General features: G+C 67.9%; 11 protein-coding genes and 1 riboswitch. Of the genes, 5 read left to right on the top strand and 6 right to left on the bottom strand.

What is annotated here, in order from left to right:
* Positions 1 to 99 precede the first annotated feature (99 nt).
* Both ndk and AC1DMQ_RS07515 read left to right on the top strand, forming a co-directional pair.
* A complete protein-coding gene (gene ndk / locus AC1DMQ_RS07520; RefSeq protein WP_165187376.1) occupies positions 100 to 519 on the top strand; it encodes a nucleoside-diphosphate kinase in 420 nt (139 codons plus the stop codon).
* Between the two features lie 188 nt (positions 520 to 707).
* Positions 708 to 2,999, top strand: coding sequence for an arylsulfatase (locus tag AC1DMQ_RS07515; RefSeq protein WP_477032930.1), 2,292 nt, complete (start codon positions 708 to 710; stop codon positions 2,997 to 2,999).
* A gap of 16 nt (positions 3,000 to 3,015) precedes the next feature.
* Here AC1DMQ_RS07515 and AC1DMQ_RS07510 read toward each other — a convergent pair whose 3' ends face one another.
* Positions 3,016 to 4,251: a dipeptidase gene (locus AC1DMQ_RS07510; protein WP_477032929.1), complete on the bottom strand. Its 1,236-nt coding sequence runs from the start codon at positions 4,249 to 4,251 to the stop codon at positions 3,016 to 3,018.
* Positions 4,252 to 4,307: 56 nt separating this feature from the next.
* The gene (locus AC1DMQ_RS07505) at positions 4,308 to 6,722 is read right to left on the bottom strand and encodes a TonB-dependent receptor (protein WP_477032928.1); all 2,415 of its coding nucleotides are present in this window, start codon (positions 6,720 to 6,722) and stop codon (positions 4,308 to 4,310) included.
* A gap of 392 nt (positions 6,723 to 7,114) precedes the next feature.
* Positions 7,115 to 7,204, bottom strand: a riboswitch (glycine riboswitch).
* Between the two features lie 250 nt (positions 7,205 to 7,454).
* On the opposite strand from AC1DMQ_RS07505, the gene AC1DMQ_RS07500 reads away from it, so the two are divergent.
* Positions 7,455 to 8,105, top strand: a complete 651-nt coding sequence (locus tag AC1DMQ_RS07500; protein ID WP_477032927.1) for a YoaK family protein — start codon at positions 7,455 to 7,457, stop codon at positions 8,103 to 8,105.
* Here AC1DMQ_RS07500 and purN read toward each other — a convergent pair.
* Both purN and purM read right to left on the bottom strand, forming a co-directional pair.
* Positions 8,102 to 8,683 carry a phosphoribosylglycinamide formyltransferase gene (purN, locus tag AC1DMQ_RS07495; RefSeq protein WP_477032926.1) on the bottom strand — a complete coding sequence of 194 codons (582 nt, stop codon included), beginning with the start codon at positions 8,681 to 8,683 and terminating at the stop codon, positions 8,102 to 8,104. The two genes, AC1DMQ_RS07500 and purN, sit on opposite strands and share 4 nt — an antisense overlap.
* A 155-nt stretch (positions 8,684 to 8,838) precedes the next feature.
* The gene (gene purM, locus AC1DMQ_RS07490) at positions 8,839 to 9,864 is read right to left on the bottom strand and encodes a phosphoribosylformylglycinamidine cyclo-ligase (RefSeq protein ID WP_477032925.1); all 1,026 of its coding nucleotides are present in this window, start codon (positions 9,862 to 9,864) and stop codon (positions 8,839 to 8,841) included.
* A 112-nt stretch (positions 9,865 to 9,976) separates the two neighbouring features.
* Between purM and rnd the strand changes: the two genes are divergently transcribed.
* Positions 9,977 to 11,146: a ribonuclease D gene (gene rnd / locus AC1DMQ_RS07485; protein ID WP_477032924.1), complete on the top strand. Its 1,170-nt coding sequence runs from the start codon at positions 9,977 to 9,979 to the stop codon at positions 11,144 to 11,146.
* A gap of 81 nt (positions 11,147 to 11,227) precedes the next feature.
* Complete coding sequence (locus AC1DMQ_RS07480) at positions 11,228 to 12,916, top strand: response regulator (protein ID WP_477032923.1); 1,689 nt, start codon at positions 11,228 to 11,230, stop codon at positions 12,914 to 12,916.
* Here AC1DMQ_RS07480 and AC1DMQ_RS07475 read toward each other — a convergent pair.
* Positions 12,913 to 14,988 (bottom strand): hybrid sensor histidine kinase/response regulator, encoded by a 2,076-nt coding sequence (locus AC1DMQ_RS07475; protein WP_477033080.1) that lies wholly within the window; start codon positions 14,986 to 14,988, stop codon positions 12,913 to 12,915. The genes AC1DMQ_RS07480 and AC1DMQ_RS07475 overlap by 4 nt on opposite strands.
* 115 nt (positions 14,989 to 15,103) lie before the next feature.
* Positions 15,104 to 15,382, bottom strand: coding sequence for a hypothetical protein (locus tag AC1DMQ_RS07470; protein WP_477032922.1), 279 nt, complete (start codon positions 15,380 to 15,382; stop codon positions 15,104 to 15,106).
* Positions 15,383 to 15,500 lie beyond the last annotated feature (118 nt).

Genomic DNA, 15,500 nt, shown 5'->3' with positions numbered 1-15,500 from the left:
ATGATTTAAGGTTACGCGGCGGGTTGGCGGGGAGGAGGCGCCCGGCTATAAGCCCGCAACCTCCCAATCGACAAACTTTCTCTGTGAGATTTTCGGATCATGACCGAACGCACCTTCTCGATCATCAAACCTGACGCGACGCGTCGCAACCTGACCGGCAAGATCAACGCCGTGATCGAGGAAGCCGGCCTGCGCATCGTGGCCCAGCGCCGCGTGAAGCTGAGCGACGCTCAAGCCAAGAAGTTCTACGAAGTCCACGCCGAGCGCCCGTTCTACGGCGAACTCGTCGCCCAGATGACCGCCGAACCGGTGGTCGTCCAGGTGCTGGAAGGCGACAACGCCGTCCTGAAGTACCGCGAAGTGATGGGCGCCACGAACCCGGACAACGCCGACGAGGGCACGATCCGCAAGCTGTTCGCCCTGTCGATCGGCGAGAACTCGGTCCACGGTTCGGACAGCCTCGAGAACGCGGGCATCGAAATCGCCCAGTTCTTCAAGGACGAAGAGATCGTCGGCTAAGGCTCGCGCCCTACCGACACCGAAGAGGCCGGCGGAGCGATCCGCCGGCCTTTTTCGTGCGCGTGAGGCGACTCGGGAAACCTGGTCCGTAATTTTCCCGACGAGCCGAGGGGATCGCTCCGATGTCCCCCTTGGGTTTCGCCTCCTAGCGTCCGGTCCAGCGATTTTTCCGATGTCGAGGACCCGCCATGGCCGCGCCCACCACCCCTGACCACCTGCCACGCCCCGATTTCCATTTCACCGGCCAGGTCGGCAGAACGTTCAAGGACTCCGATCCCGCGCAGTTTCCCCAGCCGGCGCCCCCGCCCGAGGGCGCTCCGAACATCGTGCTGATCCTGCTGGACGACGTCGGCTTCGGCCAGTTCTCGACCTTCGGCGGCGGCGTGCCTTCGCCGACCATGGACCGGCTGGCCAAGGAGGGGGTGCGTTACAACCGCTTCCACACCACGGCCCTGTGCAGCCCGACGCGGGCGGCCCTGATCACCGGCCGCAACCACCACTCGACCTCGTTCGCGGGCATCACTGAGCTGGCCACGGGCTATGACGGCTATTGCTGCGTGCTGCCCAAGACCTGCGGCACGGTCGGCGAGGTGCTGCGCCAGAACGGCTACATGACCGCCTGGATCGGCAAGAACCACAACACGCCCACCTGGGAGACCAGCCCGATCGGTCCCTTCGAGCGTTGGGCCAACGGCCTGGGCTTCGACTATTTCTACGGCTTCAACGCCGGCGACATGAGCCACTGGCATCCGGTGCTGTACGAGAACCACAACCTCGTGCCGGCCTGGGACGATCCCGACTACCACCTGACCGAGGACCTGGCCGACAAGGCCATCGAGTGGGTGCGCCGGTCCAAGAGCATCGCGCCGGACAAACCCTTCTTCCTCTACGTCGCCCCGGGCGCCACCCATGCGCCGCACCAGGCGCCGAAGGACTGGATCGACAAGTTCAAGGGGCAGTTCGACGACGGCTGGGACGCTTATCGCGAGAAGACCCTCGAGCGGCAGATCAAGCTCGGCGTCGTGCCGCCCGACACCCAGCTGACCGAACGCTCCAAGGGCCTGCCGGCCTGGGACGGCCTGAACGCCGACCAGAAGCGGCTCTACGCCCGGATGATGGAGTGCTTCGCCGGCTACGGCGCCCAGGTCGACGAGGCCATGGGCCGGGTGATCGACGCCGTGAAGGAGCTGCCCGACGCCGACAACACCATCATCCTCTACATCGCCGGCGACAACGGCTCGAGCGCCGAGGGCGGGCTGGAGGGCTCGCTGAACGAGAACCTGTTCTTCAACGGCTTTCCCGAGAAGTGGGAGGACAACCTCAAGGCCATCGACGAACTGGGCGGACCCAAGCACTTCAACCACTTCCCGTCGTCGTGGGCCCACGCGATGAACACGCCGTTCCAGTGGACCAAGCAGGTGGCCAGCCATTTCGGCGGCACCCGCAATCCGCTGATCATCAGCTGGCCCAAGGGCATCAAGGACAAGGGCGGACTGCGCGACCAGTTCCTGCACGTGATCGACATCGTGCCGACCCTCTACGAGTGGGCCGGCGTCACCGCGCCCGTGGAGCTCAACGGCGTGCCGCAGAAGCCGATCGAGGGGATCAGCTTCGCCTTCACCGCCGACGACGCCAAGGCGCCGAGCAAGCGCAACACCCAGTACTTCGAGCTGGGCTGCAACCGCGGCCTCTATCACGACGGCTGGATGGCCTCGGCGCCGTCCTTCGTGCCCTGGGCGCCGGCCCGGGACGAGAACTGGAATCCCGACCACGCCATCTGGGAGCTCTACAAGGTCGACGAGGACTTTTCCCAGGCCAGGGACCTGGCCAAGGACAATCCGGAGAAGCTGCGCGAACTCCAGGACCTGTGGTGGGCCGAGGCGTCCAAGTACAGCGTCCTGCCGCTGGACTGGCGCGCGACTATCCGCATGAACGCCGAGGCCATGGGCCGTCCCAACCCGGTCGGCAAGCGGACCAAGGCCGTCTACTACGAGGGCATGACGGCGCTGCCGGGCGCGGCCTGCCTGCCGATGCTCAACAAGTCGTGGTCGATCAAGGCCGAGGTGAATCTGCCCGACGACAAGGCCAGCGGCATGATCATCACCCAGGGTGGTTCGGAAGGCGGCTATGGCCTGTATCTGCGCGAGGGCAAGCCGGTGTTCGTCTACAACTACCTGAGCTTCGCGCGGCCCACCTTCGCGGCCGAGGAAGCCCTGCCGGCCGGCAAGACGGTGATCGAGGTCGACTTCAAGTATGACGGCGGCGGCATGGGCAAGGGCGGCGAGATCACGCTCAAGGCCGGCGGCAAGAAGGTCGCCGGCGGGCGGATCGAACACTCCGTGCCGATCCAGTTCGCCATCTTCGAGGGGCTGGACATCGGCCTCGACAACGGCTCGCCCGTCGACTGGACCTACAAGCTGCCGTTCAAGTTCACCGGCAGGATCGACAAGGTGACCGTGGAGGTCTTCCCGGGGAAGTGACCGGCGGGCCGGCGGGTCACCCCGCCGGCGCCTTCGCCGCCTCGGCCGCGCGCAGCAGGCGCAGGACGTTGCCGCTCCAGATCTTCTCCAGGTCGGCCCGGGTGTAGCCTTCGGCCAGCAGGGCCTGGGAGATCTTCCAGTAGTCCGAGGCGTCGTTCAGGCCGGTGACCCCGCCGCCGCCGTCGAAGTCGATGCCGATGCCGACGTGGTCGACCCCGGCCACCTTCAGGGCGTGGTTGAGGTGGTTCATGAAGTCCTGGAAGGTCGCCTTGGTCACCGGCCACTTGGCGTCGATGGCGTTGCGCTCGGCCATGAAGGCGGCGCGCTGCTCCTCGGTCATCTTGTTGCGGGCCCCGACCTTGGCCATCAGGGCGGCCATGGCGGCTTCGCGGTCGGGATTCTTGGGCGTGTCGATCAGATAGCTGGAATAGGCGTCGACCTGGATCACCCCGCCGCTGTCGGCCAGGGCCTTGATGCGGGCGTCGTCGACGTTGCGCGGGTGGTCGAACACCGCCTTGCAGCCCGAATGCGTCAGGATCACCGGGGTCTTGGACAGGGCGATCAGCTGGTCCAGCACCGCGTCGGACGAGTGCGAGCCGTCCAGCACCACGCCCAGCCGGTTGGCCTCGGCCACGAACGACTTTCCGAGCGGCGACAGGCCGTTCCACTCGGGCTTGTCGGTGGCGCTGTCGGCCATGTCGTTGTTCTTGAAGTGCGCCAAGCCCGAGATGCGCACGCCCAGGGCGTAGAAGCTGGACAGCAAGGTGATGTCGCCGTCCATCGGATAGCTGTTCTCGACGCTCATGAAGACCACGCGCTTGCCCTGGGCGGCGATCTTGGCGGCGTCGTCGGCCTTCAGCGCCAGGCCGAACTTGTCGCCGTGCTTGGCGACCATCTCGCGGATCTCGACGCCGCGGATCAGGGCCCCGTCGCGGGCGGCGCGGGTGGCCTCGGGCGTGCGCGGCCCCTGGGGCGTGTAGATGGCGAAGAAGCCGCCATCCAGCCCGCCCTCGACCATGCGCGGATAGTCGATCTGCGAGCCGTCCTTGGCCGCGTCGTGGCGGTCCAGGATGTCCCAGCCGGGGCGGCCGAAATTGGCCGGGGTGTCCAGGTGGGTGTCGAGGGTCAGCAGGCCCTCGTGGATCTTGCGGACCGAGGCGGCGGTCTCGGCGGCCCAAGCCGGCGAGGAAAGCGAGGAAGAGGCAAGGACGGCCAGGGCCGAGACGGCGGCCAACAGCGGAAAGCGGGTCATGCGAGCACTCGAAAACTGTCCGGCCGGCCTCGCGAGAGACCGGCCGGATCGTGGACCTAGAAGTCGGCGGAGAGGGTGAACTGGATCGTCCGATGCGAGCCGGGCCGGAAGGTGGCCGCGGTGTTCACCGTGGTCCCGATCGTGCCCAGATAGTCCTTGTCGAAGATGTTATCGACATTGACCCGGGTCTTGATCTGCTTGAACGGGCCGGCTCCGAAGCCGTCGCCGAGGTCCAGATAGGCGTTGAAGATCGTGTACTCGCCCACCTCCTCGGAATTGTCGAAGTTGGTGTAGCGGTCGGTGATCCGGCGGCCCGAGAAGTTGAACACGAAACCGTCGAAGGGCTCGACCGTCACCCCGGCCTGCATCACCCAGGTGGGGAAGTCGGGCACGATCTTGCCGTCCAGATACAGGGTGCGCGTGCCTGTCGCCGGCTGAACGGTGGCGAAGTAGTTGGGGATGTCGTCCTGGAACTTGGACTTGTTGTACGACAGGTTGGTGTTGAAATAGACCTTGCCGCCCAGCAGGTCCGGCTTCCACTGGCCGCTGAACTCGGCCCCGTAGGCCTTCACCGCGCCGACGTTCTGGAAGAAGGTCTCGGTCTGGCCGCCGCTGCCGGGCACCTCGGCCGCGAAGGACTGCAGGCGGTTCTCGAACTTGGTGCTGTAGACCACGAACGAGGCGTTGAACGTCGCGCGGTTGGCGCGATAGCCCAGTTCCAGGTTCTTGGCGGTTTCGGGATCGGGGCCGGCCACCAGCGGGCTGGCGGCCGAGAACACGTCGTCGGCGCCGCGGGGCAGGGCCATGTTCTCCGAATAGGACGAGAACACCTGGTCGCGGCCGTTGACGTTGTAGACCAGGCCGACCTGCGGCAGGAAGCCGTCCTTCCAGTTGTCCTTCAGGGTCGGCTGGCGCTTGTTGATGTAGTCGGCCGGATTGCGGTAACCGCTGATCTCGTAGTCGATGTCCGTACCCTTGAAGCCCAGCTCGATCTTCAGCCGGTCGTCGATCAGGCTCAGGGTGTCCTTGACGAAGTACTGGGTGGTCTGGCGGGTCGAGGTGTAGTTGCGCTGCAGGTGGACCGGCTCGTTCAGCAGCGGCGCGCCGTCCGGATTGCCGTTCTCCACGTTGTAGCGCGCCTGGGTGCGGTGATAGTCGTCGTCCTCGAGCCACAGGCCGACCTCCAGCGTGTTGAAGCCCACTTCCCACGCCAGCTTGCCGGTCACGCCCTTGCGCGTGCCGTCCACGCCCGACAGCCCGTACTGGATGCCCTTGGGCGCGGTCAGGCCCGGCACGATCAGGCGCTCGTTGTTGTAGCTGGTCAGCGAGGTGGCGTAGGCCTCGGGCGACACGCCGTAGCCGCCCTTGTCCTCGTAATAGCCGGTGGCGACCACGCTCAGGGTTTCGGTGATCGGGGTGTCGATCGTCAGGCCGTAGAGGTGGTCCTTCCGCTTGTTGACCGCGAACTTGTAGTACTGGGCGTAGTTGGCGTTGGAATAGGTCGGGCCCTCCACGCCGTTGATCAGGGTGCGCGGGAGGTTCGAGGACGACGCCGCGGTGCCCGGCGCGCCCGACGGCGGCACATAGCCGATATAGGCGAAGTCGCGGCCCGATCGCCCGAACACGTCGCCGGCCCGGCCGCCGTACTGCAGCTTGGTGATCGAGGGGCTGTCGTAGTCGAAATAGTCGTTGTGGACGGTCTGGAAGGTGATGTCGCCGCCGGTCGGCAGCTCGTAGCGCAGCTTTCCCTCATAGTGCTTGCGGTCGATCGTGCCCGGGCCGCGCCACAGGTCGCCCTTGATCCACGAACCGCTGACATAGGCCGAAACCGGACCGATCTTGCCGGTCTCCAGGCGCAGGAAGCCCCGCTTGAGGGCGTCGCTGCCCAGGGTGCCGCTGGCCGCGCCGCCGAATTCGTCGGACGGCTTCTGGGTGAAGTAGTCGACGATGGGCCCCAGCGACGCATAGCTGGGCAGCGAGACGTCGCCGGCCCCCGACGAGGCGGTCACGCGCAGCAGGTTCTCGTTGTCGACGTAGCGGTAGATCGGGCTGCCGCCGAACTGGTCGCTGCGGCCCATCGGGATGTTGTCCAGCAGGAAGCCGATCTGCTGGAAGTTGAAGGCCCGCACCGAGACCGAATTGCCGAACTCGTACATGCCCAGGGCGTCGTTGGCCTGGACGTTGAAGCCGGGAAGGCTCTCCAGCATCTTCAGGCCGGTCACGCCGGCCGGGGCCGACAGCAGGGCCTCGCGGGTGATCGAGACCGTGGCGGTGGCGTGGTCGGTGCCGATGGCGACGCTGGCCTCCGACACCCGGGCCCCGGTGACCACCAGTTCGTCGACGGTCGAGCTCTTGTCGGCTTCCTGGGCCAGGGCGGGCGTCGCGCCTCCGAGCACCGAGGCGGCCAGCAGCAAGGCCCGGAAATGGCGCGAGGCCGGTGAAAGACGCGTGTTCGTCATGATTATCCCCAATCTTTTGACTGAGGCCAAGCTCGATGGTCTGCCTATCGCAGTAAACTTAGAAAGACTGTCCGAGTTGCGAATATAAATGCACGGTCAAAATTGGCACATTCATGTATAAATTATGACCATCGATCATTTGCTAGATTGTAGATGCAAATAGTTGCGGCGCGATAGTTACGGAAACTATCACGCAAAACGTCTATACGTTCGAAATGACGATATCCGATTTGAGGATCAGGTCATGAAGGTCCACGCGAGGGTCGTGGCGAACCGACGTGGCTCGCCTTCCGCACCCCCGCTGTCCTTGGCGCCTGAGAGATTCAGCGCCTCGTCCGATCGACGAGGGCGCCTTGCTCCTTCGGCGAGGACGCACGCAGACGCGCCCTGCTTTCCAGCGTTTCGAGGCCGTCGCGGTCCTTCTGCTTGAGCGTTTCCGGGGCGGTTTCGCCTTCAGCGCCGGGCCGGGGCCCGATCTCTCCCGCGAGAGCACTGCCAGTCAGATCCGCAACAGACCGTGCGTCAATTTAGGGCGGCGTCGATTTGACGGCTTGTCGCGAGGCGCCGCCCAGGGACGCAGCCACAGCCGCTTTTCCCGGCGTCGCAACGCACCGAAGTTCGCCCTGGTGCAAGTCGAGGGCGTTTCGGTTCGCCGAGACCCCACGAGAAGGGTGGTCGCTGATTTTCCATGACAGGCCGCGTGGGGATCGGCGACGATCGGACGAAGACCATCGAGGGGCGCCCATGAAGGACTATCGCCGACGCGAGGTGGTGCTGGCCGCCGGATTGTCGGCGATCGCCGGCTATGTCGACGCCATCGGCTTTCTCCAGCTCGGCGGCTTCTTCGTCTCGTTCATGAGCGGCAACTCCACCCGGCTGGGGGTCGGTCTGGCGATGGGGCATTGGACGACGGCGCGGACCGCCCTGGCGCTGATCGGCCTGTTCGTCGTCGGCGTCGTCCTGGGCGCGCTGGTCGCCCGACGGGTCGGCGAGGACAGGCGGTCAGCCATCCTGGCCCTGGAGGCGGCGCTGCTGACCGCGAGCGCCGGCCTCTTCGCGACGGGTTTCGACGTGGCCGGGGCGGCGGCGATGGTTCTGGCCATGGGCGCGGAGAACGCGGTGTTCCAGCGCAACGGCGACGTGGGGGTTGGCCTGACCTACATGACCGGGGCCCTGGTCAAGGCCGGGCAGCGCATCGCCGCGGCGTTGAGCGGCGGCGATCGTTGGGCCTGGGGTCCCTATGTCCTGCTGTGGGCGGGCCTCAGCCTCGGCGGCGCGCTGGGCGCGGCGGCCTATCTCAGGATGGGGACTTCAGCCCTATGGGCGCCGGCGGGCCTGCTGGCGGTCCTGGCGGCGAGCAGCGCCTGGGCCGAGCGGCGGGCTGGCGCCGGCTAGAGGCTCCGAACGAACTCGGCCAAGGTCGCCGGATAGAGCTTGTGCTCCTGCTCCAGCACGCGGTCGCTCAGCATGTGCTCGGTGTCGCCGGGCAGGATCGGCACGCGGGCCTGGCCCAGGACCGGGCCTTCGTCGACGCCGGCGGTCACCAGGTGGACGGTGCAGCCGGCCTCGACCTCGCCGGCGCTCAGGGCCCGGCCGTGGGTGTCCAGGCCCGGATAGGCGGGCAGCAGGGACGGATGGATGTTCAGCATCCGGCCTTCCCAGGCCTCGACCAGGAACGGCGTCAGGATGCGCATGTATCCGGCCAGGGCCACGACCTGGATCCCGCGCTCGCGCAGGGCGGCGTCGATGGCCCGTTCATGCGCCTCGCGGTCCTTGCCGAAGGGCTTCTGGTCGACGGCCAGGGCCTCGATCCCGGCGGCCGCGGCGGTGACCAGGCCTCCGGCCTCGGGCTTGTTCGACAGCACCAGGGCGATCTCGAACGGGCAGGCGGGGTCCTGGGCGGCCCGGACCAGGGCCTCCATGTTGGAGCCCCGGCCGGAGATGAGGACGGCGACCTTGGTGCGTTGGGTCATATCGCTTCCCAATCCTTCTCCCCTTGCGGGAGAAGGTGTCGGTCGAAGGCCGACGGATGAGGGGTCGAAGGCAAGGTCAGCCGCGAACGGCGGTACGACCCCTCATCCGACCTGCTTCGCAGGCCACCTTCTCCCGCAAGGGGAGAAGGAAGGCGCTAGGCTTGAACCAATTGCCCGCAGATAAACGCATCTTCGTCGGCGTTCAGCAGGGCGGCCAGCACCGGCTCGGCGTCGGATGCCGCGACCACCAGGATGAAGCCGACGCCGCAGTTGAACGTGCGGCGCAGCTCGTGGTCGGTGATGCCGCCTTCGCGCTGCAACCAGTCGAAGACCGGGGGCAGGGGCCAGGCGTTCCAGTCGAACTCGGGGACCAGGCCCTGCGCGATGCAGCGCGGCGGGTTCTCGATCAGGCCGCCGCCGGTGATGTGGGCGCCGCCCTTGACCCGGCCCGACTGCAGCAGGGGCAGGATCGATTTCACATAGATGCGGGTCGGGGCCATCAGGGCCTCGGCCAGGGTCTTGCCGTCCTCGAACGGGCAGGGGGCGTCCCAGGCCAGGCCCGAGCGCTCGACCACGCGGCGCACCAGCGAATAGCCGTTGGAGTGCGGGCCCGACGAGCCGATGCCGATGATCACGTCGCCGGCCCGCTGCTTGTCCAGCTTGGGCAGCACGCCGTCGCGCTCGACCGCGCCGACCGAGAAGCCGGCCAGGTCGTACTCACCGTCACTGTACATGCCCGGCATTTCGGCCGTCTCGCCGCCCACCAGGGCCGCGCCGGCCAGCTTGCAGCCGTCGGCGATGCCGGCGACCACGCTCTTGGCGACCTCGAGGTCCAGCTTGCCGGTGGCGAAGTAGTCGAGGAACAGCAGCGGCTCGGCGCCTTGGGCCAGCAGGTCGTTGACGCACATGGCCACCAGGTCGATGCCGACCGTGGCGTGCATCTTGGCGTCGATGGCGATGCGCAGCTTGGTGCCGACGCCGTCGGTGGTGGAGACCAGCAGCGGGTCGTCGTAACCGGCCGCCTTCAGGTCGAACAGGGCGCCGAAGCCGCCAAGGCCGCCGTCCGCGCCGGGGCGGCGGGTGGCCTTGGCCAGGGGCTTGATCGCCTCGACCAGGGCGTTGCCCGCATCGATATCGACGCCGGCCTGGGCGTAGGTAAGGCCGTTTTGGGGGTCGCTCATGCGTTCGCTCTGGCTCGAAGACGGCCCAACGGGCCGTTTTTGAAAGGAAACTTGCCGCACACCTCAAGCTTGTGCTTGCAGACTCGGGGGTGCGCGAGGCTATTAGCAGCCGATGACGACGATCACCACTACCGCTGAGCTGGCGGCGTTCTGTAATGAGTTGAAGGGACAGCCCTTCATCGCCGTGGACACCGAGTTCATGCGCGAAACCACCTACTGGCCCAAGCTGTGCTTGATCCAGGTGGCCTCGCCGGACACCGAAGCCTGTATCGACCCGCTGGCCGATGGCATCGACCTTGAGCCGCTGCTCGAGGTCCTGCGCGATCCCTCGATCCTGAAGGTGTTCCACGCCGCTCGCCAGGACGTCGAGATTTTCAACAATCTCAACGCCATGCCGACGCCCTTGTTCGACACCCAGGTGGCCGGCATGGCCGCCGGGTTCGGCGAGCAGATCGCCTACGACGCCCTGGTCCGCCAGATGCTGAAGATCGAACTGGACAAGTCCAGCCGCTTCACCGACTGGGCCCGTCGCCCGCTGAGCGACGCCCAGCTGACCTACGCCGTCGCCGACGTCACTCACCTGGCGACCCTGTTCCCCATCCTGCGCGACCGCCTCGAAAAGGCCGGACGCCTGGCCTGGGTGGAAGAGGAGATGAAGGCGCTCAACGATCCGGCGGCCTACGACGTCGATCCGGAGAAGGCCTGGCGCCGCCTGCGTCCGCGCAAGACCGCCGCCAAGTACCTGGCGGTGTTCAAGGCCGTGGCCGCCTGGCGCGAGCGCACCGCCCAGACCCGCGACCAGCCGCGCGGCCGCATCCTGAAGGACGAGGCCATCGACGAGCTGGCCACCCAGGCCCCGACCTCGCTGGACGGGCTCAACACCCTGCGCAGCGTGCCCAAGGGCTTCGGCGGCTCCAAGTTCGGTCCCGACCTGCTGGCCGCGATCAAGGCCGCCCTGGCCGATCCCGAGGGCTACGCCCCGGTGCTCGAAAAGTCCGGCCCGCCGCCGCCCGCCTCGGCCGGCGCGGTCGTCGAACTGCTGAAGGTGCTGCTCAAGGCCCGCGCCGAGGAGGCCGGCGTGGCCTCCAAGCTGATCGCCACGGTCTCGGACCTGGAAAAGATCGCCGCCAACGACGAGGCCGACACCCCGGCCCTGCAGGGCTGGCGTCTGGAGGCGTTCGGTTCGGACGCCCTGAAGATCAAGCGCGGCGAACTGGCTCTAGTGCTGGACGGGACCCGTGTTCGTGTGGTGGAAGTGCGCCGCGCGCCCAAGCCGGACTAAGGGCGCGGGAGGATCGCGGTCCTCCAGCGTCCGGCGTCAGCTCGGTCGGGGGACTTTGGTGTGCGTGTGACATGGGACAGCTTGGCCGAAGCCTATAGGCCCGCGGCGGTTTCCCATCAGCGCCAGATTCCGCTGCGCGTTTTCATCATCGTCGTGCTCTGCGCGATGCTGGGGTGGCGGTCCACCTTCGCCTTCCTGATCCCCTGGGGCGTCGCCAGCTTGGTGGCCCAGCTCGTCGAATACGCCGCGCTCAGGGACTTCCTGAAACGGCCCGCGCCCGGTCGCGCCGTGGCGTACGCCATCGCCGCCGACGTCCTCCTGGCCGTCGTATTCGGTTGGGTGGTCGTACCGATGTGGGCGATCGGAACGCCCATTGCGTCCGCCGCCGCCGTGGTGCTGGCCACCGGTTCGGTGCTGACCGCCCTGATGGGCGCTGAGGGCTGCGTGGCGGCCTTCGTGGCGGCGGTGACGCCGCACATGGCCTACATGTTCGTCCTGCCGTTCGTCAGCGACACGGCGCAGGACCGGATGGCGCCGTACTATATCGTCGGCGTGGGGCTGTTCACCCTGGTGCTGGGTCTGGTGTTCGCCTGGTCGCACCGCACCTTCGCGGCCGAACGCGCCGCGCGTAGGATCGCCGAGGCCCAGACGGCGGCCAAGTCGGCCTTCATCGCCATGGTCAGCCACGAACTGCGCACGCCGCTGGGCGCGATCCTCAGCGGGGCCGCTGATCTCGCGCGAGACACCGCCGACGCCCGGACCCAGGACAAGGGCGCCCTGATCGCCGACGCCGGAGCCATGATGCGAAGCCTGCTCAACGACCTGCTCGACCATTCCAAGATCGAGGCCGGCCGCATGAGCGTCGAGGTCCTGGATTTCGATCCCAAGGCCCTGGTCAGCGACACCGTGCGGTTCTGGCGGGCGGGCGCCAAGGCCAAGGGCCTGTCGCTGAAGATGACGGGCGGCCGTGATCTGCCGGCCTGGCTGCGCGGCGATCCCGTCCGCATCCGCCAGATCCTCAACAACCTGCTGTCCAACGCCATCAAGTTCACTGCCGAGGGCCGGGTCGAGATCGCCGTCGAGGCCCATCGCCAGGGCGAGGCCTGGCTGCTGAGCGTGGCGGTCAGCGACACGGGGCCGGGTCTCACCGCCGAGCAGTTGTCGCGCCTGTTCACCGCCTATGACCAGCTGGGCGCCGACACCGCGCGGACCTTTGGCGGCACGGGGTTGGGCCTGTCGATCAGCCGCGACCTGGCCCAGCTGATGGGCGGCGACCTGATCGCCCAGGCTCCGGCCGGCGGCGGCGCGCGCTTCGTTCTGAGCCTGCCGGCCCCGGAAGGCGTCGCGCCGACCGAGCCCACGCCCCAGGCGACTGCGCCCCAGGCCTTCACCGGAGCTCCGACGGCCCTGGTGGTCGACGACCACGAGGTCAATCGCCGGGTTCTCGACCAGATCCTGCGCGCGCTCGGGCTGCGGGTCGAGACCGCCGCCGATGGCGAGGCGGCCCTGACGATCGCCAGCGCGCGGCGCTTCGACGTGATCCTGATGGACGTCAACATGCCGGGACTGGACGGGCTGGACGCCACGCGTCGCCTGCGCGCCCAGGGTCCGAACACGGTCACGCCGGTGATCGCGGTCACCGCCGGCGTTTCGCCGGCCGAGCGTGAGGCTTGCGCGGCGGCGGGCATGACCGATTGCGTCGAGAAGCCGTTCGAGGTCGTCGGACTGCACGCGGCGCTGGCCCGAGCCCTGGAGGGGCAGGCGGTCTAGACCGCCTGGGCGGCCCCGCGTTCCATCACCGCGGCGATCGCCTCGATCAGCTTGCCGGCGTCCACGGGCTTGGCCACGACGCCGTCCATGCCGGCCAGGGTGTACTCGGCCACCTGGTGGCTCATGACATTGGCCGACAGGGCCAAGATCGGGGTCGGCGAGAGGCGGTGTTCGGTCTCGCGCTCGCGGATCGCCCGGGTGGCCTCGATGCCGTTCATCACCGGCATCTGCACGTCCATCAGGATCAGGTCGAAGTCGTCGGCGTGGAAGGCGTCCACCGCCTCGCGGCCGTTGGCCACGGTGTGCAGGTCGACGCCGGCCGGCTCGAGCAGGGCGCGCAGGATGAACTGGTTGGTGGCGTTGTCCTCGGCCGCCAGGATGCGCAGCGAGCGGATGTCGCCCTCGCCAGGCTCGGGATCCAGATAGTCGGCGGCGTCGGCCCGCACGAACGGCAGGCGGAAGACGAAGGTCGAGCCCTTGCCCGGGGCGCTGTCCATCCGCAGGGTCCCGCCCATCCGCTCGACCAGCTCGCGCGAGATCGCCAGGCCCAGGCCGGTGCCGCCGAACCTGCGGGTGGTCGAGCTGTCGGCCTGGACGAACTTCTCGAACAGGCTGGCGATGTGTTCGGGGGCGATGCCGATGCCGGTGTCGGTCAGGGTGAAGGTCAGTCCCTCGGGCGTCGCCTCCACGCTCAGCCGGATCCGGCCGTCGGGGGTGAACTTCACGGCGTTGGAGGCCAGGTTCGACAGCACCTGACGCAGGCGCACGCTGTCGCCGCACCACGCCCCATGGGCGTCGGGCGCGATCTCGGTGACGAACTGGACGTCCTTCTGGTGGGCCAGCAGGGCGAAGGGCCGGCAGGCGGCGGCCACGGTCTGGGCCAGGTCGAACACGTGGTCGTCGAGCTCGAAACGGCCGGACTCGATCTTCGACAGGTCCAGCACGTCGTTGAGGATGGCCAGCAGGGTCTCGCCGCTGTCGCGGATGATCTTCAGGTGCTCGCGATGCGGCGAGCCCAGGCCGCTCTGCTCCATCACCTGGGCCATGCCCAGCACGCCGTTCAGGGGCGTGCGGATTTCGTGGCTCATATTGGCCAGGAACTGCGACTTGGCGAGGTTGGCGCTCTGGGCGCGGTCGCGGGCCTCGAGCACCTCGACCAGGGCCGCCTTCTGACCGGCTTCCGAGGCGTCCAGTTCGCGCAGCACCCGGCGGATGCGCAGCGCCAGGGCCAGGCCGGCGACGAGCAGCAGCAGGACGCCCGGCAGGACCAGCGGCGCGGCCTGGCGAACGGCGTCCAGGCCCGGCTGCTTGGGCGACCAGGCCAGCCAGCTCAGCGTCTTGCCGTCCGCGCCGCGCAGGGCGACGGCCACGCCGTCGGCGGGACGGTCCGCCAGCAGGCGAGGTCCGCGAATGCGCATCTCGCTGGCCAGGGCGGGCAGCAGGTGTCGGTCGGCCAACTGCGCGCAGATCACGATCATCGCCGGACTCTCGCCGCGCGGCCTCGCGGCCTTTTCCGGCGTGATCGTCGAAAGGGCGACCAGATAGATCCGCCCGTCCACCCGGACGACGCCGTGAGCGGTTTCGGCGACCGTGGCGATGTTCGGATCGGTCGGTTTGGGAAGCCTGGCCGCCGCGATTTCCTGGCGGCGGACTTCGGCGATCAGGGGCGCGGCGGCGGCGACCATCTTCGCCTGGCTTTGCGGCGTCGCGCGGGCCTGGTCGACCCAGGCGTAGAAAGGGCGGTTGCCGGAATCCAGCACGACGGACAGATCGTCGCCGCGGTTGTTGGCGTAGTAGGAGCCCATCTCGCCGTCCATCCACGCCAGGTCGACGCCTGGACGGATGGTCTCGAAGGCCTGGTCCCAGACCGCCGCGGCGGCCACGTCGCTGTCGAGCCGGTCCAGGGATCGTTCCAGCGTCTGCTCGACGACGACGTGCTCTTCGCGCGCCTGCAGCCGGTCGACGGCCACGGCGGCGAAAGCCAGCAGGGCGCAGCCGCCCAGGACGACGATCGTCACGACGATCGCCCCCAGGATCAGCAGACTGCGCACCGCGCGGCGACCCGCCGGCATGCCGTTCAAGATGTCTATCCCCCTGCCCATGTCCCCAGATTGCATGCGCGCGTGTTGAAACGGTAAAGGTTGCGCGCCTGCGTAACGTCGTTCGACGACAGGGCGTTCCGCTTCCTTAGCGGGCGATGTGCGGGATCAGGTTGCTGGCCGCCAGGGCCAGGGAGCCCAGGATCACGGCGTGGAACACGCAGCCGACGATGACCGTGCGCTTGACCGACCAACCGGCGTCGACCGCGAAGGCGTAGGCCAGGTCGCTCTGCAGGCGGCGGGCAGGACCGACGACCGACACGTCGTTTTCGTTGGCGAGTCTCAGTTCAGGCCGCGCGCGGGGCGCGGGAAAGGCGACGATGTGGTCTTCGACGTGTTCGACTTCGGCGATCCGCTGCTTCTGCATGGATGTGCTCCCCTTTGATGTGGTGGAGCTTGCGACGCCTGTGGATAACAAACCGTGCTCGTCGAGCAAGGTTCTGTGTGGCGGCATGTCGCGGGGCGCCGAAACGCCCAAAGAGAAA

It is taken from the genome of Caulobacter sp. 05L422 (assembly GCF_056397765.1).
Note: the sequence above shows the minus strand (reverse complement) of the source record. Positions and strands in the feature narration are given on the sequence as shown.